The sequence below is a fragment of the Pseudomonas rustica genome, assembly GCF_049959085.1.
Lineage (GTDB): Bacteria > Pseudomonadota > Gammaproteobacteria > Pseudomonadales > Pseudomonadaceae > Aquipseudomonas > Aquipseudomonas rustica.
In genome coordinates, this window is the sequence record NZ_CP188200.1 from 546,878 (window position 1) to 572,699 (window position 25,822).

Here is a 25,822-nt window from a genome sequence, read left to right on the forward strand (position 1 = left end):
TCAGTCCAGTAAAGAAAGGGTGACAGGCGTCAGGTGATTGTCCTCGACGCGCACTTGCAGTTCGCCTTCGCCGAGTTTGGCTTTCAGACGCTGGCCGGTGTGGGTCTGCGCGGCGTTACGAATCGCATGGCCGCGCTCATCGAGCAGAATGCTGTAACCACGACCGAGGGTCGCCAGCGGACTGACCACGTGCAGCGTCTGCATATGGCTGTGCAATTGCAGGCGACGGTTTTTCAAGCCTTCACGCATGGCACGGGGCAGACGTTCGGCGAGGCTGTCGAGGCGCTGGCGCAACATCGCCAACTGGCGGCCCGGATGTTGTCCGGCGAGACGGGTTTCCAGACGAATCAGCCGTTCACGGCGAGTATTGAGGCTGCGCTCGAACGCCCGACGCATGCGCATGTCCAGATCGTCCAGACGTTGCGCTTGCTGGCGCAGACGTTCGCCGGGATGACGCAGGCGACGCGCCATGCCTTCGAGGCGCAGACGATCACGCATCAAACGGTCACGCATGCGCATCACCAAACGGCGATGCAGGCTTTCGACCTGACGAATCAAATGGCTGGAATCCGGAGCGAGCAACTCGGCAGCCGCAGATGGCGTTGGTGCGCGCACGTCAGCAACAAAGTCACTGATCGACACGTCGGTCTCATGGCCGACAGCGCTGACAATCGGCGTCACGCAAGCATCGACGGCGCGGGCCACGGCTTCTTCGTTGAAACACCAGAGGTCTTCCAGCGAGCCGCCGCCACGGGCGAGGATCAGCGCATCGAAGCCACGGGCATCGGCCATTTTCAGCGCACGAACAATTTGTGCGGTGGCTTCGCGGCCCTGTACGGCGGTCGGAATCAGCGTCAACTGAACCTGCGGCGCACGACGGCGGAACACGCTGATGATGTCGCGAATCACCGCGCCGGTCGGCGAACTGATAATGCCGATGCGCTGCGGATGCGCGGGCAACGGCACCTTGCGCTCGGCACTGAACAGGCCTTCGGCGCTGAGCTTTTCTTTCAGCGCATCGAAGGCCAGACGCAGCGCGCCGTCACCGGCAGGCTCGACGGTGTCGAGAATCAACTGATAGTCGCCACGGCCTTCGAACAGCGAAACCTTGCCGCGCACCTTCACCGCCAGGCCATCCTTCAACGCTTGGCGCACGCGCGCGGCGTTCTGCCGGAACAGCGCGCAACGCACCTGCGCGCCACTGTCCTTGAGCGTGAAGTAGATGTGCCCGGACGCCGGTCGGGCGAGGTTGGAGATTTCGCCTTCGACCCAGATGTTGCTGAACACGTCTTCGAGCAACACCCGCGCACGGCCGTTGAGCTGGCTGACGGTCAGGACTTCACGGTCCAGGCCAAGTCTTGCAAAGGGATCTTTAATCATTGGGCGCAGTTTAAAGGCATTGTCCCGCTCATTGCACGATCCCCGTAGGAGCTGTCGAGTGAAACGAGGCTGCGATCTTTTGATCTGGTTTTTGAGATCAAGGTCAAAAGATCGCAGCCTTCGGCAGCTCCTACAGGGGAGTGGTGAAGGTCTGGAGGAAGTGGTGGATAAGGGGGCTGGGGTTCTGGCGGTAGGCGAGGGCGACGGTGCTTTGGCAGTCGGGATTCCTCAGCGGCAGAAATAGTACGCCGCTCGGTGCAATGTCTTGCATTGATTCCGGCAGCAGGGCAATGCCGAATCCGCCCTGAATCAATTGTAACTGCGTGGTCTTGCGCGACATCACCCGCGCCGCTTTCGGGAAGAAACCCTGGCGCATGCACAGATCGGCGCACAAATAGCTCAGGCCGCCGCGCTGAGGATGGGGAATGGAGATGAAGGCTTCGTCCTTGAGCTGTGCCAGTTCCACCTTATCCAAGGTGGCCAGTCGATGATTCGCCGGTACGGCCAACAACAGGCGTTCACTAAACAGCGGCACGATCTGAATACCTTCGCGCTGGCGCAAAACCGGCAACCGCAGCAATCCGACATCAAGGCGACCTTCGGCCAATTCCTCCAATTGCGCCTCGGAAGACAGTTTGCCGATATCCAGCGACACGCCCGGTTGTTGCTGTAGGTAAGCGCCGATATCGCTGAGCAAACGGCCACTGATCGGCACGGTGCTGGAATGGCTCAAACGCAGGGTGCCGAGTTGCCCGTTACCGACTTCGGTGGCCATGACGCTGGCCTTGTTCAGTTCGATCAGCAGATTACGCGCTCGCGGCAAAAACGCTTCGCCCGCCGCCGTGAGTCGCGGCTGACGTGCTGTGCGCTCGAACAGCGGCGTTTGCAGGTGTGTCTCCATGGTCTTGATCTGCCGGCTTAGCGCCGATTGGGCAATGAACAAGCGCTCCGCCGCCGCACTGAAACTGCCGCATTCAGCGATTTCGACGAAGTAACGCAATTGACGGGTGGAAAGCATCAGGTATGCCTTTTCGAGATGACTTGGCGACTTTGAAGATATTAGTCGCAAGCGTTGGCGCTGGCTAAAGTCATCTCAAGCTTATTAAGGAAGCGCATCAATGAGCGTGGCGGGGTTGTTGAGTGAGTGGCCGTGGGGCGTGCAAGGCTGGGTGATTATCGGCTTGGGCATCGTGCTGGCTTATATCGTCTTCGGTATCGCCGGGTTCGGTACGGCGTTGGTGGCGGGGCCGATTCTGATTCTGTTCATGCCGTTGTCGAAGATCGTGCCGCTGCTGGTGTTGCTGGATTTTGTCGCGGCGTTCGGCAATCTGCTGCCGTCGCGGCGCGATGTCGCTAAGCCGGAGCTGTTGCGGTTGCTGCCATGCATGGGGGTCGGTTGTACGTTGGGGGTGATTTTCCTGCTTAACCTCAAATCCGACCTGCTGTTGCTGTTGATGGGGTTGTTTATCAGCGCTTATGCGATTTACAGCCTGTGGGTAACAGCGCGGCCGACGCAAATGTCGGCAGGGTGGGCGGTGCCGATGGGCACGGTGGGTGGGTTATTTGGTGCGCTGTTTGGCAGCGGCGGTTTTTTATATGCGATTTATTTGAACAGCCGATTGTCGAAGGAAGCGGCGCGAGCCACGCAAAGTGCGCTGATCAGTTGCAGCACGGTGGTGCGTTTGAGCTTGTTTGCCATCGCCGGAGTGTATGCCGAGCTACCCTTGTTGATGTTGGCGCTGTGTCTGTTGCCGGCCATGGCGTTGGGGTTGTGGGTCGGGCGGCGGTTGACCATGAAGTTGTCGCGCGAGGCGTTTGTGCGATTGGTGACGTGGCTGGTGCTGGCGAGTGGACTGGCGTTGATCGGGCGCTATCTCAGCACTTGACCGGATTTTGTCAGGGATTAAGCTGCCGGCCGCAATTCCTTTGTAGGAGTGAGCCTGCTCGCGATAGCGGTGTATCAGTTGATCTTGATGTGTCTGACCCACCGCTATCGCGAGCAGGCTCACTCCTACAGAGGTAAATTTCAGTATCTGCAGCAGGCTTGCACCATGAATTCGCAAAGCATCATCGTCCCGAAAATCTCCACCCTGCCGGTGCACGAACCCCGGGCCCGGGCGATCTTGCGCTGGCTGGTGCGCAAAAACATCGTCAAGGAAGAGCTGAGCACCTGCGGCCGCACTGGCAATCGCATGGCTTACGCGATTGCCGATGGCGCGCGGGCTGTGGTGCTGCACCCGCAGGCGTTGCCGTTCGGTGAGCCAATCAACGGTCTGGAAATCGTCACCAAACGCTGCATCTATACCCCGGCCAAAGGGTTTCTCGGAGAGGCCGGTTGTGCCGAATGCCGTCGCGAGATCGGCGAGGCACTGTTCGAAAGCCTGGAAGACTGGATGCCTGGGCGCACCGATAACTTCACCTGCCCGGAATGCGGGCACGAAGACGACATCAACGGCTTTCTGTATTTGCAGGAGTGCGGGTTTTCCAACCTCGGCTTCATCTTCAACAATTGGCTGGAGGCGGGTTTCAAACAAAGCTTCCTCGACGAGTTCGCCGACTGGCTCGATCTCCCCGTCAGCTGGGTAAAAGTAGAACTCTGACCCTCAAATATTCCCTGTAGGAGCTGCCGAAGGCTGCGATCTTTTGATCTGGTTATTAACAGACAACGTCAAAAGATCGCAGCCTCCGGCAGCTCCTACAAAAAACAGGGTTTTCCGTATATCAATTAGACTGAGTTTTACGTTGATCCGAAGGGGGTGTCTGACTATAATGGCGCGCTTCCATTTTCCCGCTCGGGAGCCCCCGCGATGCTGCGTATCAGCCAAGAAGCTCTGACATTCGACGACATTCTCCTAGTGCCTGGTTATTCCGAGGTGCTTCCTAACGAAGTCAGTCTCAAGACCCGCCTAACCCGTGGCATCGAGCTGAATATTCCTCTGGTTTCTGCCGCAATGGACACCGTTACTGAAGCCCGTCTGGCAATTGCCATGGCTCAGGAAGGTGGCATCGGCATTATCCACAAGAACATGACCATCGAGCAGCAAGCTGCCGAAGTTCGCAAGGTCAAGCGTTACGAAGCCGGTGTAGTCAAGGATCCGATCACCATCGAGGCTGATGCCACGGTGCGTGAACTGTTCGAACTGACCCGTCTGCACAACATTTCCGGCGTTCCGGTACTGCACGATGGCGACCTGGTCGGCATCGTCACTTCCCGTGACGTGCGTTTCGAAAACCGTCTGGAAGCCACCGTCCGTGAAGTGATGACGCCTAAAGAGCGTCTGGTCACGGTCAAGGAAGGCGCGGACAAGAACGACGTTCGCGAGTTGCTGCACAAAAACCGCATCGAACGCGTTCTGATCGTCGACGACAAATTTGCCCTCAAAGGCATGATGACCGTCAACGACATCGAAAAAGCCAAAGCCTACCCGCTGGCCAGCAAGGACGATCAAGGTCGTCTGCGCGTTGGCGCTGCTGTCGGTACCGGTAAAGACACCGGTGACCGCGTCGCTGCGCTGGTCAATGCCGGTGTGGACGTGGTGGTAGTCGATACCGCTCACGGTCACTCCAAAGGCGTGATCGACCGCGTTCGCTGGGTTAAACAGAATTTCCCTGAAGTGCAGGTGATCGGCGGCAACATCGCCACCGGCGCCGCTGCCAAGGCGCTGGCCGAAGCAGGCGCTGACGCAGTCAAGGTCGGTATCGGCCCTGGCTCGATCTGCACCACCCGTATCGTCGCCGGTGTCGGCGTCCCGCAAATCAGTGCCATCGCCAACGTCGCCGCTGCCCTTGAAGGCACTGGCGTTCCGTTGATCGCCGACGGCGGCATCCGTTTCTCCGGTGACCTGTCCAAGGCCATCGTAGCCGGTGCTTCCTGCGTGATGATGGGCTCGATGTTCGCCGGTACTGAAGAAGCGCCGGGCGAAATCGAACTGTTCCAGGGCCGTTCGTACAAGGCTTATCGCGGCATGGGTTCGCTGGGCGCCATGTCCCAGGCTCAAGGTTCTTCCGACCGTTACTTCCAGGATTCCTCGGCAGGCGCCGAGAAACTCGTTCCGGAAGGCATCGAAGGCCGTGTGCCGTACAAAGGCACCCTGAGCGCGATCATTCACCAACTGATGGGCGGTCTGCGTTCCTCGATGGGTTACACCGGCAGCGCCGACATCGAAGAAATGCGCACCAAGCCTGAATTCGTGCGGATCACCGGCGCCGGCATGGCCGAATCCCACGTTCACGACGTGCAGATCACCAAAGAAGCGCCAAACTACCGGGTCGGCTAACGCCGACAGCTATAAGCCACAAGCTATAAGCTGCAAGCGGTACTGCATTCATGCAGCTACCGCGCAGCTTCCGATAACTTGCAGCTTGCAGCTTGAAGCTTGCAACTGCTTTTCAGAGCTCTACCATGGCCCTCGATATTCACGCTCACCGCATCCTGATCCTCGACTTCGGTTCGCAATACACCCAACTGATCGCCCGCCGCGTGCGCGAGATCGGTGTGTACTGCGAACTGCACCCGTTCGACATGGACGAAGATGCGATCCGCGAATTCGCTCCTAAAGGCGTCATCCTCGCCGGCGGCCCCGAGTCCGTGCACGTCGCCGACAGCCCGCGCTGCCCACAGGCAGTGTTCGATCTGGGCGTACCGGTTTTCGGTATCTGCTACGGCATGCAGACCATGGCCGAGCAACTGGGCGGCAAGGTTGAAGGTTCCGAGCTGCGTGAGTTCGGTTACGCCCGTGTTGACGTAGTCGGCAAGAGCCGCCTGCTCGACGGCATCGAAGACCACATCGACGCTGATGGCCTGTTCGGCCTCGACGTCTGGATGAGCCACGGTGACAAAGTCACCAAGATGCCGGAAGACTTCCACGTCCTCGCCAGCACCCCGAGCTGCCCGATCGCCGGTATGTTCAACGACGACCGTGGCTACTACGGCGTGCAGTTCCACCCGGAAGTGACCCACACCAAGCAGGGCGGTCGCATCCTGTCGCGCTTCGTGCTCGACATCTGCGGCTGTGAAGCCCTGTGGACGCCGTCGAAAATCGCTGAAGACGCCATCGCCAACATCCGCGCACAAGTCGGCACCGACAACGTGCTGCTGGGTCTGTCCGGCGGCGTTGACTCCTCGGTGGTTGCCGCGCTGCTGCACAAAGCCATCGGCGACCAACTGACCTGCGTCTTCGTCGACAACGGCCTGCTGCGTCTGCACGAAGGCGAGCAAGTGATGGCCATGTTCGCCGAGAACATGGGCGTCAAGGTAATCCGCGCCAACGCTGAAGAGCAGTTCCTGAACAACCTGGCCGGCGAAGCCGATCCAGAGAAGAAGCGCAAAATCATCGGTCGCACCTTCATCGACGTATTCGATGCCCAGTCGAACAAACTGGACAACATCAAGTACCTCGCTCAGGGCACCATCTACCCGGACGTGATCGAGTCGGCTGGCGCGAAAAGCGGCAAGGCCCACGTGATCAAGTCGCACCACAACGTGGGCGGCCTGCCGGAAGAGATGAACCTGAAACTGGTCGAGCCACTGCGCGAGCTGTTCAAGGACGAAGTCCGTCGTCTGGGCCTGGAACTCGGCCTGCCGTACGACATGGTCTACCGTCACCCGTTCCCGGGCCCGGGTCTGGGCGTACGTATCCTCGGTGAAGTGAAAAAGGAATACGCCGACCTGCTGCGTCGTGCCGACCACATTTTCATCGAAGAACTGCGCAAAGCCGACTGGTACCACAAAGTCAGCCAAGCCTTTGTCGTGTTCCAGCCAGTGAAATCGGTTGGTGTTGTTGGTGATGGCCGTCGTTACGCTTGGGTGGTTGCCCTGCGTGCCGTAGAAACCATCGACTTCATGACCGCGCGTTGGGCGCACCTGCCTTACGAACTGCTGGAAACCGTCTCCGGCCGCATCATCAATGAAATCGAAGGCATTTCGCGCGTTACTTATGACGTGTCGAGCAAGCCGCCTGCGACGATTGAGTGGGAATAATCCCGGTCTGATTGATCGGCGTTAACCCCGAAAAGCCCCGTGAACGCGAGTTCACGGGGCTTTTTTACGTCAGCTGATTTTTATCGGTTTGAACCCCATGATCCGCAACGCAGCCGAGAGTTCGGCAAGGTTGGGGTAACGTCGGCCGCTGATGGGCCAGTTCGGCCGTTCAACGTAATAGAACCCGCCCTTGTTGAGGATCGGCGTTCGTACGATGTTGCCATCGCTGCTGCGATGAATCAGCGTGGCGACGTCGTCGATGTTCATCACCGTGCAATCACCTGGATTGATCAGTGTTTTTTCCAGTGAGTCGGCCAAGGCAACGCTGGCGGGGGTGTCGATTTGCAGGCGCAGGTCGCTTTTGACGGGCGATAACGGGCGGGCAAACTCGTCGGTCGGAATGCGCCCGGGATCCGGCTCTATGCCTCGGGCAGTTCCGGCCGGGGTGCTTTCTATACGCAGGCCGATGCCGCCTTCCAGTTCGCTTAAACCCGGTACGCCTTCCCAGGTATTGGCATGGCTGTCGCCTACCAGCGCGATCCAGCGATGGGCGCCACGAGCGTTCTGATCCGCCGTGATCACCTCATGCGAAAAGTAATTCATCATCTTCTGGCGGAAAGTGCTTTTGTCGACACCGCTCATGCCGGTGCTTCTATAGCTGGCCAGGCAATCGATCGACTGGACACGGATATGATTTTTTTGCGCCGCTTTGGCCAGTTCGAGGAAGGTGTACTGGCCGCTGGTGTCGGTTTTGAATCCCCCGTCCATAGTCTTCAGGTAGGTTTCCAGCGTCTCCGACATCTTCCCGGTGCGATTGAAAACATCCAGATCGGCTTGATGGAAGTCTGTCAGCACATGCTCCAGATACAGGGTTTTGACCTTCTGTTTACTGAGTGCCGCCATGTTGTCGATCAGAAACTGTTTGCTGCCGACACTGGAGTGATTTTCGCCAATGACCAGCCCGGACGCCGATTTATACAGCTTCTTGATGATCTCTTTCGGCGCGAGTTTCGCAGGCAATTCAGGGATTTCCGGGCGCGCTGGCAGCGTGTGGGACTCCAGAAAGGCATTGGCATCGCGATATAGCGTCTGGCGTAACGCCTTGAACTCAGCGTGCGGATTACTCCCGTCGGTTTTTGGCAGGGAGGCCATGTAATCTTTGAGCTCGTATTTGGTACCCCGGCCTTGAGCGAGTTCGTTCAGCGCATCGCATGAAGCGGGTGGAATGTCGTAGGCGGTCGGCGGACTGTCCACGTCCGGAAGCGGTGTGCGAGCGCGACCCCATGGCCACAGCCCGATGCACTTGCCGCCGCCCATCAGGCCCGGACGATTGATCGGTTGCCATTCCCCAGCCTCATCCAGACGAATCGGCAAACTGCGATAGAACGAGTGAGGATTTGCTGGATCAATGATCGCCCAGCCCTTGAGCTCTTTGATGAAGCGAACCAGGTAATAACTGTCGTTGATCAGTACGTAGTGCCCACCACCCGGTGGTTGAAAGATCCCTTGATACTGGCCTTCTTGCGAGACAGGCGATAATCCGTCCAGCACTTCATTGGTCTCGAAAGACTCCAGTAAGTCTGTGCCTTGTTGCCCATAAGCGGGGCCAGGGGCATAACGCGCAATTGGCGGGACATCTGCAATATCTGCAGTCGATTCGTCGATAAGGGGTTCGGTAAACTCGTCCTGAACGCTAAACATTTCGCTCGCTTCGCCAACTTCCGCGACTTCTGCTGCTCCACGCAGGTACGACAGGTTGAACAGCACATCGATGCCGCTGGCGATCGCTCCGATCACCCCGGCCTTGCGATCTGCCTTGCTGGTGCCGTTGATGGCTTGATCGATGTTCATGCCCATGTCGGCCAGTCCCGCACCGACCACTGCCAGCGCAACGGGCCAGCCCACGGCGGCCATGGAGCCGAAAACCCGGAGAAAGGCGTTCAGGTAGCCGATCCACATCTTCTTGCGCAGCTCACCATTGGAATGCAGCGAAAGGTCAGCATCGCTGTGCATGCGCGCCTTGACCGAGTCGCGTAGCCAACTGAACGCGTCACCTGTGATTGCGGTGGTGTTCTGATTGATCAGGTGGTGATCGTTTTTGCCCCAAGTGGAGTACAGCAAGTCGATCATGGCATTCAGACCGATATTGCCGTCATCCTGCTGTTGGGCGGCCAAGGGGAAATGCGCCATGAAGCGTGCGCGATTCTCCGCATGATTGTTTTGCATCAACAACCACCAATGCAGATCGGACTCAGTGGCGAGCACATGGAAGCAGTCGAGCTCACCGGGGGTGTAGAGAATCTGCACGCCATTGCTGTCAGCGATGCACAAAATATCCGTGGCGCTGTAGCCGCCGATGTTCAGGGCGCTCACTCGCAGTCCGTCAGCAACGGGCGTTTCGCGTTGCAGAAATGCCAGCGAAACCGGCCAGGTGATATCGCTCGCCACAGCCTTGATCAATGTTTTGAGGTTTTCATTGTTCAGCCGTTCGCCGTCGTGTTCGTCGAGGGCCTTGGCGAGGAAATTCAGTTTGGCCAACGTGCGGAAATCGCCGGCGTGCAGCGTCCAGAACTGCTGCATTTTCGTTCGATAGAGTTCGCTGAAGTTGATCGCCCAAAGGTCTTTCAGCACTTCGCTGGGGCGCAGGCGAACTTCGTTGGTCTCGTTGAAGACCGATGCGTCTGCGCCTTCGCTGTAAAAGCCGCCGTAGCCGTCGAGGAGGTCGGCATTGTCCTGATCGTGGGCGTGGAAACGTTTGACCAGAAGCTCCGTCAGCGTCAAGGATTCCGACGGCTTTGGGTAGTGCTCCCAGCCCAGAAAGGCTTTGTCGCTGCTGACCGAGGTGTTGTTGAAGCGGTGCCACCAGACATTTTCGGGATCGATGTCTTTGATACCGTACTTGTCGAGAATGCCCTGGGCCGCTTCGTGGGCCATGTCGTGCAAGTCGGGACAAGCCTCGGTAAACGGCAGCACCAGCGCTTGCAGAGACTGTTCATCCGCCGGGTTCGGCAGTAGTGACGGGGGCAGGATTACAGAAATGTTCACTTCTCGCTCCTTGAGAAATGGGTGGGGGGAAACTGATCGTCACTATGGCTTTTCCAGCGGCGCGAATCTGTAGGGCTGAGGCCATCTGAGCGTGAAGGAAGCAGGGACGCGATCTGTACGAAAGTGTCCCGCAGACATGGCGAACCTGTGTCGCATTGCCACGCCGGCCTTACTGTTTCGCAGTTGCGGGTGTATCGTATTCGCCTTTTAACGGGCCCCCGGGCCTGTCGCTGATACGTGAGGTAGTTGAGTTCATGTCCTTTACCCGTCGCCAAATCCTCGGTGGCCTGGCCGGTCTAGTTGTCGTTGGCGTCGGCGCAGGGGGCGCGTCGCGTTACTGGCTGGGCAAGATGGCCGACGCTGAGGCGGGTCACGATTACGAGCTGATCGCCGCGCCACTGGACGTTGAACTGGTGCCAGGGCACAAGACCGAAGCCTGGGCGTTCGGCCCGTCGGCGCCGGGTACCGAATTGCGTGTGCGTCAGGGTGAATGGCTGCGGGTGCGCTTCATCAACCATTTGCCGGTGGCGACCACCATTCACTGGCACGGCATCCGCCTGCCGCTGGAAATGGATGGCGTGCCTTATGTTTCGCAACTGCCGGTGTTGCCGGGCGAATACTTTGATTACAAATTCCGTGTTCCTGATGCCGGCAGCTATTGGTATCACCCACACGTCAGCAGCAGCGAAGAACTTGGGCGCGGGTTGGTCGGGCCGCTGATCATTGAAGAGCGCGAGCCGACCGGTTTCGTCTACGAAAAGACCTTGAGCCTGAAGAATTGGCACATTGATGACGTAGGCAATTTCGTCGAGTTCAGTATTCCGCGCGAAGCGGCGCGGGGCGGTACGGCAGGGCGTTTGTCGACGATCAATGGTGTGCCGACCCCGGTGATTGAATTGCCGGCGGGGCAGATCACTCGGGTGCGGCTGCTCAATCTGGATAACACCCTCACGTATCGCATCAATATTCCCGGCGTCGAAGCGAAAATTTATGCGCTGGACGGCAACCCGGTCGAGCCACGGCCATTGGGCAAGGAATATTGGCTGGGCCCGGGCATGCGCATTTGTCTGGCGATCAAGGCACCGGCGGCGGGCGAAGAGTTGTCGTTGCGTAATGGCCCGGTGCGTTTGGGCACATTGCGTTCGGTGGCCAATACCGACGCGCCGACCGACTGGCCGAAAACCTTGCCGGCCAACCCGGTGGCCGAGCCGGATCTGGCGAATGCCGAGAAACTCAACTTCAATTTCGAATGGGTCGGTTCGGTGTCGGTCGATGTCGACAACGGGCGGCCGCCGAGCCTGTGGCAGATCAACGGCAAGGCTTGGGACATCACCGACAAGACTTGCGCTGATCGGCCGATCGCCAGTTTGAAGCTGGGGCAGAGCTATATTTTCGAACTGAAAAACATGACCCAGTACCAGCACCCGATTCACCTGCACGGTATGAGCTTTAAAGTGTTGTCGTCGAACCGGCACAAGGTCATTCCGTATTTCACCGACACCTATCTGCTGGGCAAGAACGAGCGCGCGCAAGTGGCGCTGGTGGCCGATAATCCGGGGGTGTGGATGTTCCACTGCCACGTGATCGACCACATGGAAACCGGCCTGATGGCCGCCATCGAGGTGAAGTGATGCGCCAGATTCGCCCAGCGGCGATCATCGACCGCAGCCGTGATCGCGATTTCATGCGTGAAGCCTTGGCGCTCGCGGCGCAAGGTGCAGCGCTGGGCGAAGTGCCGGTGGGCGCGGTGTTGGTGCAGGATGGCGAGATTATCGGGCGTGGGTTTAATTGCCCGATCAGTGCCAGCGACCCGAGTGCGCATGCCGAAATGGTCGCGATCCGCGCGGCGGCGCAGGCAGTGGATAACTATCGGCTGCCGGGCAGTACGCTGTATGTGACGCTCGAGCCGTGCAGCATGTGCGCGGGGTTGATCGTGCATTCGCGGGTGGCGCGGGTGGTGTATGGCGCGCTGGAGCCGAAGGCCGGGATTGTGCAGAGTCAGGGGCAGTTTTTTACCCAGGGCTTTTTGAATCACCGGGTGTTGTATGAAGGCGGGGTGTTGGCGGAGGAGTGTGGTGCGGTGCTGACTGAATTCTTCCGCGCCCGCAGAGCAAAAAGCCCCTCACCCTAACCCTCTCCCGGAGGGAGAGGGGACTGACCGGATTGAATGGTCGAGATCCGCCGACCTGAGTTATCGAGTCGAACTCAAGTTTTGAAAAGCCCAAGGATCGGCTCCCTCTCCTGGAGTGAGAGGGACTGACCGGGTTGGATGGTCGAGATCCGCCGACTTGAGTTATCGAGTCGAACTCAAGTTTCGAAAAGCCCAAGGATCGGCTCCCTCTCCTGGAGGGAGAGGGACTGACCGGGTTGGATGGGCGAGATCCGCCGACTTGAGTTTTCGAGTCGAACTCAAGTTTCGAAAAGCCCAAGGATCGGCTCCCTCTCCTGGAGGGAGAGGGACTGACCGGGTTGGATGGTCGAGATCCGCCGACTTGAGTTATCGAGTCGAACTCAAGTTTCGAAAAGCCCAAAGATCGGCTCCCTCTCCTGGAGGGAGAGGGACTGACCGGGTTGGATGGTCGAGATCCGCCGACCTGAGTTATCGAGTCGAACTCAAGTTTCGAAAAGCCCAAGGATCGGCTCCCTCTCCTTGGGGAGAGGGCTGGGGTGAGGGGTGAATTCACCGCGGTGTTTGAGAGGTTGCGTTACTTCTTGGCGACAATCACCGCACGCATCGGCGCCGGCAACCCTTCGATGGTTTTGCTGTGGTCTTCGGGATCAAGGAAGTCGCTCAACGACTGGTACTTCATCCACTCGGTACCGCGCTGCTCTTCAACAGTCGTGGTGCTCACATCCACACAACGAATGTCGGTAAACCCCGCACGACGCAACCACAACTCCAACGCCGGCACCGACGGCAGGAACCAGACGTTACGCATCTGCGCATAACGGTCTTCCGGCACCAGCACCTGATGCTTGTCGCCTTCAACCACCAACGTTTCCAGCACCAGTTCACCGCCCTTGACCAGGCAATCCTTCAGCGCCAGCAAGTGCTCGATGGGCGAGCGACGGTGATAAAAAACGCCCATCGAAAACACCGTGTCGAAGCCTTCCAGATTCGCCGGCAGGTCTTCGAACGGGAAGGGCAGGTGCCAGGCATTCGGCTCGGACAGATAACGTTGCACCGCTTGGAACTGGCAAAAGAACAGCCAGTTCGGATCAACGCCAATCACGCTGTTGGCGCCGGCGCCGAGCATGCGCCACATGTAGTAGCCGTTGCCGCAGCCGACATCGAGGATGCGTTTGCCTTTCAGATCCAGATGCGGGGCGACACGCGACCACTTCCAGTCCGAACGCCATTCGGTGTCGACGTGCACGCCGAACAGATCGAACGGCCCTTTGCGCCACGGCGACAGTCCCATCAACGCAGTACGCATCTGCGCGCGGGTTTCATCGTCGCAATCGGTGTCGAGCTTCAGGCCGTTGAGCAGATCGATTTCGCTTGGCTGGATCTTCGGCAAGGCGTCCAGCGCACTTTGCCAGCGCTCCAGGTCGCCGTGGCCTTTCTCCATTTTCTTGTCGAGTTGAGCTTGCAGGGTGTTGGCCCATTCGGCCAGCGGCGTGCCTGCCAGACGGCGGGCGAGGGGGGACAGATCAATCATGGCAAGGCAATCAACGAGGCAAAGTTAAGACACTGGAACCAAGGCACGACTTTCGAGAACCCGGCCGCCAACAGGCGCTCGCGGTGTTCTTCGAGGCTGTCGGGCTTCATGACGTTTTCGATGGCGCTGCGCTTCTGGGCGATTTCCAGTTCGCTGTAACCGTTGGCGCGTTTGAAGGCGACGTGCAGATCGGTGAGCAGCGCGTGCTCTTCGGCATCATTGAAGCGCAGCTTCTCCGAGAGGATCAGCGCGCCGCCCGGCAGCAACGATTGGCGGATGCGCGATAGCAACGCGGTGCGCTGATCGGGGGCGATGAATTGCAGGGTGAAGTTCAGCGCCACGACCGAGGCGGGCTGGAAGTCGAGGGCGAGAATGTCGCCTTCGATCACTTCGACCGGCAGCAACTCCTGAAACATCGAGTCCTGACCGTTGAGGTATTCGCGGCAGCGTTCGACCATCGCGGCAGAGTTATCCACCGCGATCACCCGGCAACCGTCGGTGCGCACGTGGCGGCGCAGGGCTTGAGTGACCGCACCCAGCGATGAGCCGAGGTCGTAGAGCACGCTGTTCGGCTGAGCGAATTGCGCCGCGAGTACGCCAAGGTTTTCGACGATGGTCGGGTAACCCGGCACCGAGCGCTTGATCATGTCCGGGAACACCCGCACCACGTCTTCGTTGAAGGCGAAGTCGGGTACCTGGGCCAGAGGCTTGGCGAAAATGCGATCGGGTTCTTTGCTCACGGCGGTTCCGGCGGTGTAAATGGAAAGGCCGGCATTTTAGCCAAAAGGGCGCGGGGATGCTTGGGTTGTCTGATAAAGCGGTAAATCAAAAGATCGCAGCCTGCGGCAGCTCCTGCAGAGATCGGCTGATCATTCCCACGCTCTGCGTGGGAATGCCGCCCCGGACGCTCTGCGTCCCTGCGCAAGTGACGCAGAGCGTCACAGGATGCATTCCCACGCGGAGCGTGGGAATGATCAGATCCGTTTGGTCTGGGAGAACGCCGAGGCGGCGATGCCCCACTGGCCGAGCCAGTAGCTGAGGATGATGACGTATGGCGCAGCGTGAAATGGCGATACGAAACGATCGATGCCAATCACGCTGTCGGAGAATACAAACGCCAGCGCACCGCCGGCCGCGAGCAACGCCGAACGTTTCGGCACATCGGTGCCGAGTCGGGCAAGTGCGCGCCAGAGCATCGCGCTGATTGCCGTGCCATAGACAATCACCGGCACCAGCAATGGCCCGAGCCCGCTGGAAATCAGCATTCCCAACAGCACCGCGCCAACACCGAGGGCAAGCACCAGCGGCAGCATCGCCAGACGCTTGCAGTCACTCAGATAAGCCTTCAGATACGCCAGATGCGCGACCAGAAACGCGCCAAGGCCAAACACGAACAAATCCCCCGGCCACGCCAGCAGCACATCACCGAGCAACGAGAAAATCAGCCCCAGACTGATCCAGCGCCGATAGTCGCTGGGCGGCGCGTCATGCAGCCAGCCGAGCAGCGCCAGCACTGGCAGTGGTTTGACCAACAAACACAGGAGCGCCGCGTGGGTGCTCAAACCATAAAGAAACGTCACCGCGCCCATCAGCGCCAGAATCAACCAACCCACGATCAGTTCACCGAAATCGCGCAATCAAAGGTTTCCACCGGCAGCACTTCCGGCGCCCACGGCTGTTGCGAGGTCAAACGCAGACGCCCGGTGCCGGGCGCAAACGCCTGGAAGCGCCAGGTCGAAATTCCGGCGGCACCGACCACGCCGGCATCTTCCGGATTGCTGTAAACCTCAGGGCTGAGTGCGCGCAGCACGCCACCGGCGGAATCCTGAATGGCCCAGCGGTAGCCGGTGGTTGGATTGCTTGGCAGGGTGATGATCAGGTTTTGCCCGTTAGTGAGTTGCACCGGGCATTCGCTTTGTTTTTCCACGGTCACGTTCTGTTTCGGTTGGCTGGCGCAAGCGGCCAACAACGAGAGGGCGAGGGGGACAAACAGGCGAGTGGGGGACATAAGGTCAGCGGCTCCGGGCGTTCACGACGAACGGCGAGCATAACTGAAGATGAGACAAAGTGTGACAGTCTGGGAATCCAGTGTTGTCAGAGCTGACGCCTTCGCGAGCAGGCTCACTCCTACAGTGAGTTGTGGCGTTCACAAATCAACTGTTCACCATAGAACCCTGTAGGAGTGAGCCTGCTCGCGATAGCGGTAGTCATGTCACCGCAGGACTGTCAGAACAAGATCTTCGCCACATCGGCAAATTTCTTCGCGAAATGCACGGTAATCCCTTCTTTCAGATAATCCGGCAATTCCTCAAAATTACCCCGGTTCGGCTCGGGCAAAATCAACTCGAAAATCTTCTGCCGCCGCGCCGCAATCACCTTCTCGCGCACCCCGCCAATCGGCAGTACATGCCCGGTCAACGTCAGTTCGCCGGTCATGGCTACGCCTTTTTTCGGCGGCTGATTACGTGCGAGCGAGAGCAGGGCGCTGGCCATGGTCACGCCGGCGCTTGGGCCGTCTTTCGGGGTGGCGCCTTCGGGCACATGCAGGTGGACGAAGGCTTCGTCAAAGAACTTCGCATCGCCGCCGAACTGTTTCAGGTGCGAGCTGACGTAGCTGTAGGCGATCTCTGCCGATTCTTTCATCACATCACCGAGTTGCCCGGTGAGTTTGAAACCGCGATTGAGCGTGTGAATGCGCGTCGCTTCGATCGGCAACGTCGCGCCGCCCATGCTGGTCCACGCCAGACCGGTAATCACACCGGTGCCGGACAGCACCTGTTCGTTGCGGAACACTGGATGACCCAGTGACGCTTCCAAATCTTTCGGCCCGAGTTTGATCACCGCTTTCGGGTCGTCGATCAGCTTCATCACCGCTTTGCGTACCAGTTTGCCCATCTGTTTTTCCAGCTGGCGCACGCCGGCTTCACGGGCGTAACCGTCGATCAGGGACTTGAGCGCGCTGTCGCTGATGCTCAGGCTGCCCTTGGACACACCGGCCTTTTCCAGCAATTTCGGCCACAGGTGACGCTTGGCGATGGCGACTTTTTCTTCAGTGATGTAGCCAGACAGGCGAATCACTTCCATCCGGTCCAGCAACGGGCCGGGGATCGAATCGAGGGTGTTGGCGGTGCAGACGAACAGGACTTTCGACAAGTCCATGCGCAGGTCGAGGTAGTGGTCGAGGAATTCGACGTTCTGTTCCGGGTCAAGGGTTTCCAGCAGCGCCGAGGCCGGGTCGCCCTGGTAGCTCTGGCCCATCTTGTCGATCTCGTCGAGCATGATCACCGGGTTCATCACTTCGACGTCTTTCAACGCCTGCACCAGTTTGCCCGGCTGCGCGCCGATGTAGGTGCGGCGATGGCCCTTGATCTCGGCTTCGTCGCGCATGCCGCCGAGGCTGAAGCGGTAGAACGGTCGGCCAAGGGATTCGGCGATGGATTTGCCGACGCTGGTTTTACCCACGCCCGGCGGGCCGACCAGCAGCACGATGGAGCCGCTGATTTCACCTTTATAAGCACCGACGGCGAGGAATTCGAGGATGCGATCCTTGATGTCGTCGAGGCCGGCGTGGTGTTTGTCGAGCACTTTACGCGCGTGCTTGAGGTCGAGTTTGTCCTCGCCATACACGCCCCACGGCACCGAGGTCGCCCAGTCGAGGTAGTTGCGGGTGACCGCGTACTCCGGCGAGCCGGTTTCGAGGATCGACAGTTTGTTCATTTCCTCTTCGAGGCGTTTCTGCACCTGCGCGGGGAGGACTTTGCCTTCGAGGCGTTGTTCGAACTGTTCGAGGTCGGCGCTGCGGTCGTCTTTGGTCAGGCCGAGTTCCTGCTGGATGACCTTGAGTTGTTCCTTGAGGAAGAACTCGCGCTGATGCTCGCCGATCTTGCGGTTAACTTCCGCCGAGATCTCTTTTTGCAGGCGCGCGACTTCGACTTCCTTGCGCAGCATCGGCAGGACTTTTTCCATGCGCTTGAGCATCGGCACGCAGTCGAGCACTTCTTGCAGCTCGGGGCCGGTGGCGGAGGTCAGCGCGGCGGCGAAGTCGGTCAGCGGCGACGGGTCGTTGGGGCTGAAGCGGTTGAGGTAGTTTTTCAGCTCTTCGCTGTACAGCGGGTTGAGCGGCAGCAGTTCCTTGATCGCGTTGATCAGCGCCATGCCGTAGGCCTTGACCTCATCGGTCGGCTCGGTCGGCTGGTGCGGGTATTCGACTTCGACCAGGTACGGTGGGCGGTGGTGTTTGAGCCAGGTTTTGATGCGTACGCGGCTCAGGCCCTGGGCGACGAATTGCAGTTTGCCGTTCTCGCGGCTGGCGTGATGGACTTTGACCAGCGTGCCGTATTCGGGAAGGGCGCCGGTGTTGAAGTGGCGCGGGTCTTCCTGGGGCGTGTCCATGAAGAACAGGGCCAGGGAGTGGTGGTCGGATTTGCTGACCAGGTCGAGGGTTTCGGCCCAGGGTTCTTCGTTGACGATGACCGGCAGGACTTGGGCCGGGAAGAACGGGCGGTTGTGGATCGGGATGATGTAGACCTTGTCCGGCAGGTTTTGGCCTGGCAGGGCGAGGCCTTTGCCGGAGGAGGTGTGTTCGATGTGGTCGTCTTCGGTGTAGTCGTCGGGGTGATCGGGGAATTCTTGCTGGTCGCTCATGGGGCACCTGCGCAATGGGGTATGGGTCTTAGATGGGGCAGGCTTTGGGTGGTTTCAATGGGGGGCGATGTTTCTGCTTGTGTGTTCAGGGTTTTGACAGGGGGCACGCTTTGGGCTTGGCGGCCTTTGGGCCGGCCATGTTCTTGGGGTTTGGGTGTATATCCGTTGCTGCGGTAACGGCTGCTTAGGGTTTCGCCCTGACGGCGACTCACTTTTTTGACAACCGCCTCAAAAAAGTAAGCAAAAAAACGCTTGCTCCTACGTGCGGCCCGCTCGCTGGGGCTCGGGGTTCCTTCGCTGCGGGATTGATCCGGGGGGCATCGCCTACGGTTTGCTTCGCTGCACCTCCTCTCGATGTGTTTGGCTGCGCCAAACGGTCGCTGCGCTCCCACCCCCGGATCAATCCCTCCACTCAGCCTTCCGATGTCGCTCGTGGATCAAGATCAAAAGCTTCACCCGAGCTTGCGCTCATCGTGTTGAGTGGTGAAGAGCGGGCGCGATGCGAAAATTTATTGGGTGAACTCAATTCCTGTGAGCTGGCTTGCCAGCGATGGCGGCCTGACAGCCGACCTGTTCTGGCGGATGAACTGGATTCAACGGTAGGAGCTGCCGAAGGCTGCGATCTTTTGATCTTGCTTTTGTAGGAGTAAAGCTTGCTCGCGATGGCGGCCTGCCAGCCGACCTGGTTCTGGCGGATGAACTCGATTCACATGTAGGAGCTGCCGAAGGCTGCGATCTTTTGATCTGGCTTGTAGGAGCAAAGCTTGCTCGCGATGGCGGCCTGACAGCCGACCTGGTTCTGGCGGATGAACTGGATTCACATGTAGGAGCTGCCGAAGGCTGCGATCTTTTGATCTGGCTTGTAGGAGCAAAGCTTGCTCGCGAAGGCGGCCTGACAGCCGACCTGTTCTGGCGGTTGGACTGGATTCACATGTAGGAGCTGCCGAAGGCTGCGATCTTTTGATTTTAAAATCCAGATCAACAGATCGCAGCCTTCGGCAGCTCCTACAGGTCGGTGTCAGTTTTGGGTGGGGATTTCGTGGTTATCCAGTGCGCGGTTCACCGCGAGTTCGGCGAGCATGATGATTTGCTGGATCGCCAGAATCGTGCGTCGCTGCGGCAGTTCGATGTAGGCGGCGATGTCGCTGGTCATGAGGCTGGCTTGGGCCAGGGATTCGCAGGCGTGGACCAGCAGGCTTTCGTTGTCCTGATTGGGGGCGACCTGGAACATGGTGCTGGGTTTGTGGAAGCGCAGGGTGAGTGCGTTGGGTTTGAGGTAGTGGTCGAGGGCGCGTTCGGCGGCGTCGTGGAATCTTTTTGAGCCGGGGAATTCGTAGGGGGTGGTGTCGTCCGCTGCGGGCGGATTGGGTGTTGGTTTGATCATGGTGAAGCTCCGAATGATGAGTGGGGCTGTCACTCTCAATCGCCGCGACGCGACAAAGGGTGGCAGCTGTACGCAGGTTCGCGGACCGAGCCATTCGGCAATCTCGGCATACCCGAAGGTATCCCGCGCACAGCCACCATCAAACCAAACAACAAGCACCTGAGCGCTCCCGTTTGGGTCGGCGATTATGCATCAAATCGAATGAACTGCTCGGGCCGCGACGCCCGTTCGCTGAATTTGCAGCGACCCTCAGAGCCTATCCACCCCACTTCCGAGGCACAACCGACGCGACTTGTGGGAAAAACTCCGTTCAATCAGCAGCATTTGTAGGACGAGCAAATTTCCCACAGCCAACCCATTCCACCCTGTAGGAGCTGCCGAAGGCTGCGATCTTTTGATCTGGCTTTTAAAAATCAAAGTCAACAGATCGCAGCCTTCGGCAGCTCCTACATGGATATGTGGTGCACAAAAAAGGCGATGTCCCTCACGAGACATCGCCTTTGTTTTACCGCCGTTAAAGCTTATTCCGGCAGTTTGTAGGCAATGATGTAGTCGCCCATTTTGGTGCCCAGCGAGCCGTGACCGCCGACAACGAGCAGCACGTATTGCTTGCCGTCCTTGCCGGTGTAGGTCATCGGGGTCGCTTGACCACCCGCCGGCAGACGCGATTTCCACAGCTCTTTACCGCTGTTCACGTCGTACGCGCGCAGGTACTGGTCGAGGGTGCCGCTGAGGAAGCCGACGCCGCCAGCCGTGACCATCGAGCCGCCCATGCTAGGCACGCCCAGGGTGAAGCCGATCGGGATTGGCGAGCTGTCGCGGCTGGTGCCGTTTTTGCGTTTCCACACGACTTTGCCGGTGGTCAGGTCGATACCGGCAACGTAGCCCCAGGCCGGGGCCTGGCACGGTACGCCGAGTGGCGACATGAACGGGTGCATGATCACGGCGTATGGCGCGCCAGTGTTCGGTTGCACGCCAGCGGTTTCGCTTTCGCGTTTGCTGCCGGCGGCGACTTGCTCGCGTGGCACCATTTTCGAAACGAAGGCCATGTAGTTCGGGCTGGTGAACAACATTTGGCGAACCGGATCGACCGAAACGCCGCCCCAGTTGAACACGCCGACGTTACCCGGGTAGATCAGGCTGCCCTGTTCCGACGGCGGGGTGTACTGGCCTTCATAACGCAGTTCTTTGAACTGGATGCGGCACAGCATCTGGTCGAACGGGCTCGCGCCCCACATGGCTTTTTCGGTCAGTTCCGGGGCCAGCAGGTTGAGATCCGAACGCGCCTGGGTCGGTGCGGTGTGGTCGCCTTTCACGGCGCCTTGCGGTACCGGGATTTCCTTGATCGGAATGATCGGCGTGCCGTCACGACGGTCGAGGACGTACAGGCTGCCCTGTTTGGTCGGGGCGATCAGCGCCGGTTTCACGCCGTCGGCGGTTTTCATGTCGAGCAGGGTTGGCTGGCTGCCAACGTCCATGTCCCACAGGTCGTGGTGGGTGAACTGGTAGTTCCAGCGCACTTTACCGGTGGCCAGGTCCAGAGCAACGATACCGGCGCTGAATTTCTCGGCGCCCGGGGTGCGGTCTGCGCCCCACTGGTCTGGAGTCTGGTTGCCCAGTGGCAGGTAAACCATGCCGAGTTTTTCGTCGACGCTGGCCAGCGACCACATGTTCGCCGAGTTGCGGCTGTAGGTTTCGCCCGGTGCCAAAGGCTCGGTGGCGTCTGGCTTGTCGCTGTCCCAGTTCCATACGAGGTGGCCGTCGTGCACGTCGAAGGCGCGGATCACGCCCGATGGCTCGTTGGTCGATTCGTTGTCGGTGACGTGACCGCCCATGATCACCAGATCTCGAGTAATCGCGGCCGGCGAGGTGGAGTAGTAGCCACCAGCGGTGAACGGGCCGATGCCTTGGGTCAGGTCAACCACACCGTTGGTGCCGAAGCCTTCGCAGATTTTGCCGGTGTCGGCGTTCAAGGCGATCAGGCGGGCATCAGCGGTTGGCAGGTACAGACGACGCGGGCAGGCCTGAGCAACAGCTTTACCGGCTTCGGAAATCACCGCGGAAGCTGCGTTTTCAGTTTTGGCGTACGCGGCTTCGTCGTAGTACGACACGCCACGGCAAGTCATGTGGGCGAAGCCTTTGAAGCCGACCGGGCTCTTGATCTGCGGGTCGAAGCGCCACAGTTCTTTGCCGGTGTCCGGATCCAGTGCCAACACTTTGCTGTGCGCGGTGCAGGCGTAGACCATGCCGTTGGCTTTCAGCGGGGTGTTTTCGTTGGTCAGTTCAACCGGGTCATCAGCGGTCGGCAGGTCGCCGGTCTGGATGCGCCAGGCTTCTTGCAGCTTGCCGACGTTGGCCGGGGTGATCTGTTTCAGCGGCGAGTAACGGTCACCGAATTCGGTGCGGCCATAGGCCTGCCAGTCGCCATCTGGCATCGCTGGTGCGGTGCTGCTGGTGTCGGCGGTGTCGCGGCCCAGTTCGCCGAAGGTTTCGCCCGGGTGGGTGAACAGGCTGATCAGCGCGGTGAGACCGGCCAGAACCACGGCTACGGTCAGGCCGCGAGTGCCCATCGGCGCCGGGCCGTTAAGCAGCAGCGGACGACGGAACCACGGCAGCAACATCACGAAGCCGAGGACAAACCACAGGGCCAGACGTGGCACCAGTTGCCACCAGTCCAGACCGACTTCCCACAGCGCCCAAACGGTGCTGGCAAACAGGACGATGGCATACAGGCCCAGCGCCGCACGCCGGCCCAGCAGCAACAGAATGCCGCTCAGCGCAATGCCGATACCGGCCAGCAGGTAGTACAGCGAGCCGCCGAGCATGCTCAGCTTGACCCCACCGGCCAACATGGCCAGGCCCATCAGCAGAAGCAGAATGCCGAGCAGACTCGGTAGCAGACGGCTTCGACTCGAAGCACTTTCGGTGCTCATAGTGTGATTCTCCGTGACGTTTCAAGTAGTCCCGCGCAGTAGTCACTGTAGATGACGATTGAGCGTGGGCATGGTTCAGATAAAAACTTGTCTAGCTAACGAATTTCATCTGTAGGAGTGAGCCTGCTCGCGATAGCGCTGTTTCAGTCACTGGAGATGTCGCCTGAAACACCGCTATCGCGAGCAGGCTCACTCCTACAGGGGATCTGTGTGTTGCTTTAGAACGAGGACTGGATCTTGATCCCGCCGATCAGGGCGTCGTCGACGTCGTTCACGCCACCGGGGTGGCGGATGTATTGCAGGTTCGGACGTATGGTCAGCCAATTTGTTACATGCACGCCGTAATACAACTCGGCGCTGTATTCGGTGTCTTGCGGTGGCAAGAACGCCGGATCGTCATAGTCGTAAACGGCATTGGCCTGATTCGTCGCTTCGGCATTTTTGCGAAAGGCCGGGTTGACGTGTACGCGGGCGAGGGCGAAACCGATGTCGTCCTTGGCGCGCGCGTCGAACGGGCCTTTGTAGGTGATGCCGGCCTGCACGTAGTTGTCGATCGCGTTGGTTTTCTTGTCGTGCATGGTGCCGTTGGCGAACACGCTCAAACCGCGACTGTTATCGCTGGCCACGCTGGTGATTTGCTGCTGAATGCCCAGCCAAACCCCGTGTTTGCTCGACGCGCTGCGGTAGGCTTCGCCGCTGAGGGCCGCCGGTTGGCCGTTCTGATCTTTATAAGCGTCAGTGGCTTTGGCGTTGCTGTAGTAGTAACCGGCGCGGTATTCGCCCGGCAGGCCGTTGAGCTTCGGCGTCCACACCAGTTCGATCGGCAGGATTGCGCCCTGGGTGCCGCTGCCGCTGAGTTTGAAGCCGTTGCCGCGATCGAGGTTCGACGGGTTCTGCTCATAGGCACCGACCTGCGCGTACAACTCTGGGGTCAGGTGATATTTGACGCGCAGCGCCCATTGGCTGACCGGCCAGTTGTACCAGATGCCGCCGACCCAGTTGCCGACCTGCGAGCCGCAGAACGCGAGGTTCTGGAAGTCGCACGGGAAGCTGTTGAAGTCTTCGCCCTCGCCGAAACGACCAACCTTGATGTCGAGTTTCTGATCGAAGAATTTCTGCTGATACCACATCTGCGTCAGGCGCGTGGTCTGGCCACGGCCCCAGACTTCCTGGGCCGAAGTGAAGCCGCCGACGCGCGGATCGTTGATGCGATCGTTGCTGATGTTGTTGCCGCTGCGTTTGGTGATGGTCAGTTGAAACTCGGCATCGTCCCAGCCGAGGATCTTTTGCAGATCCAGGTGTGTGCCCAAACCGAACTGATCGCTGTAACGCGCGGTGCGGTCATGGTCATAGCCACCGTGCAGGTTGCTGCCCATTTCGCCGGTGTAATCGAGCTTGAAGTCGTAGCCTTTTTCCGAGAGTTCGGTGCGCGTGCCGTTCCAGTCACCGAGCATGTACGGTGATTCACTGTCGAACGCGGGAGCCGCTTGGACGCAAGTGGCGAGGCCAAGGGCGGTGCAGCCACCGATGGCGCGCAGGGCTGAGATAGCGCTGTCTCGGGAGAAGGAAAAATCGGGCATGAATAAGTCTTTTTTTGGTGTTTTCGGGGTGCAAACTGAGCGCTTCAATATGTCGCAGGCAGTGAAGCGATTCAGCTGAAGGGCGGCAGGATAATGATCTGTAACAAATTGAGAAAGGCCTTTTGTGAACATGCATCCTTTCAGATTTGGTAACAGTGCGAAAAGATCGCAGCCTTCGGCAGCTCCTACATTGAAATCCGTGCACCAGTAGGAGCTGCCGAAGGCTGCGATCTTTTGCCCTTGACCTACATTTGAAGGAAGCCCTTCCACCGAACCACCCCCTCGGCTAAGGTGCGCGGCTTCCGCATTTTTCACTTCGCCCAAAGGCCTGGCATGAACGACCAAACCCCCGATCCGCTGCACGGCGTCACCCTCGAACAGATCCTCAACGCTTTGGTGACTCATTACGAATGGTCGGGGCTGGCCGAGCGCATTGATATTCGCTGCTTCAAAAGCGATCCAAGCATCAAGTCGAGCCTGACGTTTCTGCGCAAAACCCCGTGGGCGCGGGAGAAGGTCGAGCGTCTGTACGTGAAGTTGATGCGCACCAAGCGACCACTCTGAGATGGACGCCGTCTGGCGCCATCGCCTGATGACCTGCGCGGCCGTTTTAGGTTGGGCGGGGTTGGCTATTCAGCTGTACCTGATTTTCTTCGCACGCTTAAGCGTCAGCGCCAGTCTGTTGGGCGGGCTGGTGAGCTTTTTCAGTTACTTCACGATATGGACGAATACGCTGGTGGCGACGGTGCTGACCTGCGCCGTGACCGAGCGTGAGTCCGCCGCACGCCGTTGGTTTCTACAGCCGTGGGTGACCAGTGGGATTGCCGTGAGCATTGTCGTGGTCGGCCTGGCCTACAGCATTTTGCTGCGGCATTTGTGGCACCCGGAAGGTTGGCAGTTTGTTGCCGATGAATTGCTGCACGACGTGATGCCGCTGCTGTTTTTGGGGTACTGGTGGGTGTGCGTACCGAAGGGCACGTTGCGCTGGTGGCATCTGCCGTTGTGGCTGATTTATCCGCTGGTGTATTTCATCTACGCCTTGCTGCGCGGGCATTTGCTCGGCGCGTATGCGTATCCGTTCATTGATGTGGCGGTGTTGGGTTATCCACAGGTGTTCGTCAATGCCGGGGGGATATTGCTGGGGTTTGTGTTGATTGGGTTGCTGGTGATCGGCCTCGACCGATCTCGGCGATGAACGTCAAAAGATCGCAGCC

Annotated in this window: 19 protein-coding genes; 8 read left to right on the top strand and 11 right to left on the bottom strand. The window is 59.3% G+C overall.

The window, feature by feature from the left end; translation table 11 throughout:
* Together xseA and ACP3TY_RS02690 are read right to left on the bottom strand one after the other, a co-directional pair.
* The gene (gene xseA / locus ACP3TY_RS02685) at positions 1-1,380 is read right to left on the bottom strand and encodes an exodeoxyribonuclease VII large subunit (protein WP_426619194.1); all 1,380 of its coding nucleotides are present in this window, start codon (positions 1,378-1,380) and stop codon (positions 1-3) included.
* A 130-nt stretch (positions 1,381-1,510) separates the two neighbouring features.
* Positions 1,511-2,398 (bottom strand): LysR family transcriptional regulator, encoded by an 888-nt coding sequence (locus ACP3TY_RS02690; RefSeq protein ID WP_426619195.1) that lies wholly within the window; start codon positions 2,396-2,398, stop codon positions 1,511-1,513.
* 100 nt (positions 2,399-2,498) lie between these two features.
* Here ACP3TY_RS02690 and ACP3TY_RS02695 point away from each other — a divergent pair, with 100 nt between their 5' ends.
* The 4 genes from ACP3TY_RS02695 (at position 2,499) to guaA (ending at position 7,360) form a co-directional block, all read left to right on the top strand.
* A complete protein-coding gene (locus ACP3TY_RS02695; RefSeq protein ID WP_426619196.1) occupies positions 2,499-3,266 on the top strand; it encodes a sulfite exporter TauE/SafE family protein in 768 nt (255 codons plus the stop codon).
* A 165-nt stretch (positions 3,267-3,431) separates the two neighbouring features.
* Positions 3,432-3,980 (top strand): sugar ABC transporter ATPase, encoded by a 549-nt coding sequence (locus ACP3TY_RS02700; RefSeq protein WP_401243146.1) that lies wholly within the window; start codon positions 3,432-3,434, stop codon positions 3,978-3,980.
* A gap of 207 nt (positions 3,981-4,187) precedes the next feature.
* Positions 4,188-5,657: an IMP dehydrogenase gene (guaB, locus tag ACP3TY_RS02705; protein WP_053123503.1), complete on the top strand. Its 1,470-nt coding sequence runs from the start codon at positions 4,188-4,190 to the stop codon at positions 5,655-5,657.
* Positions 5,658-5,782: 125 nt separating this feature from the next.
* Positions 5,783-7,360 carry a glutamine-hydrolyzing GMP synthase gene (guaA, locus tag ACP3TY_RS02710; RefSeq protein ID WP_212545604.1) on the top strand — a complete coding sequence of 526 codons (1,578 nt, stop codon included), beginning with the start codon at positions 5,783-5,785 and terminating at the stop codon, positions 7,358-7,360.
* Positions 7,361-7,429: 69 nt separating this feature from the next.
* Here guaA and ACP3TY_RS02715 read toward each other — a convergent pair whose 3' ends face one another.
* Positions 7,430-10,405: a membrane-targeted effector domain-containing toxin gene (locus ACP3TY_RS02715; RefSeq protein ID WP_426619197.1), complete on the bottom strand. Its 2,976-nt coding sequence runs from the start codon at positions 10,403-10,405 to the stop codon at positions 7,430-7,432.
* Positions 10,406-10,659: 254 nt separating this feature from the next.
* Between ACP3TY_RS02715 and ACP3TY_RS02720 the strand changes: the two genes are divergently transcribed.
* Together ACP3TY_RS02720 and tadA are read left to right on the top strand one after the other, a co-directional pair.
* The gene (locus ACP3TY_RS02720) at positions 10,660-12,036 is read left to right on the top strand and encodes a multicopper oxidase family protein (protein WP_426619198.1); all 1,377 of its coding nucleotides are present in this window, start codon (positions 10,660-10,662) and stop codon (positions 12,034-12,036) included.
* Positions 12,036-12,536: a tRNA adenosine(34) deaminase TadA gene (gene tadA, locus ACP3TY_RS02725; RefSeq protein ID WP_053123497.1), complete on the top strand. Its 501-nt coding sequence runs from the start codon at positions 12,036-12,038 to the stop codon at positions 12,534-12,536. Before ACP3TY_RS02720 ends, tadA begins: the two co-directional genes overlap by 1 nt.
* Positions 12,537-13,110: 574 nt before the next feature.
* Here tadA and cmoB read toward each other — a convergent pair.
* The 8 genes from cmoB to ACP3TY_RS02765 form a co-directional block, all read right to left on the bottom strand.
* Positions 13,111-14,067, bottom strand: coding sequence for a tRNA 5-methoxyuridine(34)/uridine 5-oxyacetic acid(34) synthase CmoB (gene cmoB / locus ACP3TY_RS02730; RefSeq protein ID WP_159813950.1), 957 nt, complete (start codon positions 14,065-14,067; stop codon positions 13,111-13,113).
* A complete protein-coding gene (gene cmoA / locus ACP3TY_RS02735) occupies positions 14,064-14,807 on the bottom strand; it encodes a carboxy-S-adenosyl-L-methionine synthase CmoA (protein ID WP_007916813.1) in 744 nt (247 codons plus the stop codon). The genes cmoB and cmoA overlap by 4 nt, the downstream gene beginning before the upstream one ends.
* 234 nt (positions 14,808-15,041) lie before the next feature.
* Positions 15,042-15,680, bottom strand: coding sequence for a lysoplasmalogenase (locus tag ACP3TY_RS02740; protein WP_400649443.1), 639 nt, complete (start codon positions 15,678-15,680; stop codon positions 15,042-15,044).
* 2 nt (positions 15,681-15,682) lie between these two features.
* Complete coding sequence (locus tag ACP3TY_RS02745; protein WP_053123491.1) at positions 15,683-16,075, bottom strand: protease inhibitor I42 family protein; 393 nt, start codon at positions 16,073-16,075, stop codon at positions 15,683-15,685.
* A 218-nt stretch (positions 16,076-16,293) separates the two neighbouring features.
* Positions 16,294-18,711, bottom strand: a complete 2,418-nt coding sequence (gene lon / locus ACP3TY_RS02750; protein ID WP_282354601.1) for an endopeptidase La — start codon at positions 18,709-18,711, stop codon at positions 16,294-16,296.
* Between the two features lie 1,018 nt (positions 18,712-19,729).
* Positions 19,730-20,095, bottom strand: coding sequence for a DUF6124 family protein (locus ACP3TY_RS02755; RefSeq protein ID WP_426619199.1), 366 nt, complete (start codon positions 20,093-20,095; stop codon positions 19,730-19,732).
* A 521-nt stretch (positions 20,096-20,616) separates the two neighbouring features.
* Positions 20,617-23,028, bottom strand: a complete 2,412-nt coding sequence (locus ACP3TY_RS02760; RefSeq protein WP_426619200.1) for a glucose/quinate/shikimate family membrane-bound PQQ-dependent dehydrogenase — start codon at positions 23,026-23,028, stop codon at positions 20,617-20,619.
* A gap of 218 nt (positions 23,029-23,246) precedes the next feature.
* Positions 23,247-24,608 (bottom strand): carbohydrate porin, encoded by a 1,362-nt coding sequence (locus tag ACP3TY_RS02765; RefSeq protein ID WP_426619201.1) that lies wholly within the window; start codon positions 24,606-24,608, stop codon positions 23,247-23,249.
* Between the two features lie 333 nt (positions 24,609-24,941).
* Here ACP3TY_RS02765 and ACP3TY_RS02770 point away from each other — a divergent pair, with 333 nt between their 5' ends.
* Together ACP3TY_RS02770 and ACP3TY_RS02775 are read left to right on the top strand one after the other, a co-directional pair.
* Positions 24,942-25,172 carry a VF530 family DNA-binding protein gene (locus ACP3TY_RS02770; protein WP_008088485.1) on the top strand — a complete coding sequence of 77 codons (231 nt, stop codon included), beginning with the start codon at positions 24,942-24,944 and terminating at the stop codon, positions 25,170-25,172.
* A 1-nt stretch (position 25,173) separates the two neighbouring features.
* Positions 25,174-25,803, top strand: a complete 630-nt coding sequence (locus tag ACP3TY_RS02775) for a Pr6Pr family membrane protein (protein WP_426619202.1) — start codon at positions 25,174-25,176, stop codon at positions 25,801-25,803.
* Positions 25,804-25,822 lie beyond the last annotated feature (19 nt).

Excerpts from the sequence above, each read along its gene's own strand:
- xseA (WP_426619194.1), bottom strand. The coding sequence starts at position 1,380 with ATGATTAAAGATCCCTTTGCAAGACTTGGCCTGGACCGTGAAGTCCTG.
- ACP3TY_RS02690 (WP_426619195.1), bottom strand. The coding sequence starts at position 2,398 with ATGCTTTCCACCCGTCAATTGCGTTACTTCGTCGAAATCGCTGAATGC.
- ACP3TY_RS02695 (WP_426619196.1), top strand. The coding sequence starts at position 2,499 with ATGAGCGTGGCGGGGTTGTTGAGTGAGTGGCCGTGGGGCGTGCAAGGC.
- ACP3TY_RS02700 (WP_401243146.1), top strand. The coding sequence starts at position 3,432 with ATGAATTCGCAAAGCATCATCGTCCCGAAAATCTCCACCCTGCCGGTG.
- guaB (WP_053123503.1), top strand. The coding sequence starts at position 4,188 with ATGCTGCGTATCAGCCAAGAAGCTCTGACATTCGACGACATTCTCCTA.
- guaA (WP_212545604.1), top strand. The coding sequence starts at position 5,783 with ATGGCCCTCGATATTCACGCTCACCGCATCCTGATCCTCGACTTCGGT.
- ACP3TY_RS02720 (WP_426619198.1), top strand. The coding sequence starts at position 10,660 with ATGTCCTTTACCCGTCGCCAAATCCTCGGTGGCCTGGCCGGTCTAGTT.
- tadA (WP_053123497.1), top strand. The coding sequence starts at position 12,036 with ATGCGCCAGATTCGCCCAGCGGCGATCATCGACCGCAGCCGTGATCGC.
- cmoB (WP_159813950.1), bottom strand. The coding sequence starts at position 14,067 with ATGATTGATCTGTCCCCCCTCGCCCGCCGTCTGGCAGGCACGCCGCTG.
- ACP3TY_RS02745 (WP_053123491.1), bottom strand. The coding sequence starts at position 16,075 with ATGTCCCCCACTCGCCTGTTTGTCCCCCTCGCCCTCTCGTTGTTGGCC.
- lon (WP_282354601.1), bottom strand. The coding sequence starts at position 18,711 with ATGAGCGACCAGCAAGAATTCCCCGATCACCCCGACGACTACACCGAA.
- ACP3TY_RS02755 (WP_426619199.1), bottom strand. The coding sequence starts at position 20,095 with ATGATCAAACCAACACCCAATCCGCCCGCAGCGGACGACACCACCCCC.
- ACP3TY_RS02760 (WP_426619200.1), bottom strand. The coding sequence starts at position 23,028 with ATGAGCACCGAAAGTGCTTCGAGTCGAAGCCGTCTGCTACCGAGTCTG.
- ACP3TY_RS02765 (WP_426619201.1), bottom strand. The coding sequence starts at position 24,608 with ATGCCCGATTTTTCCTTCTCCCGAGACAGCGCTATCTCAGCCCTGCGC.
- ACP3TY_RS02770 (WP_008088485.1), top strand. The coding sequence starts at position 24,942 with ATGAACGACCAAACCCCCGATCCGCTGCACGGCGTCACCCTCGAACAG.
- ACP3TY_RS02775 (WP_426619202.1), top strand. The coding sequence starts at position 25,174 with ATGGACGCCGTCTGGCGCCATCGCCTGATGACCTGCGCGGCCGTTTTA.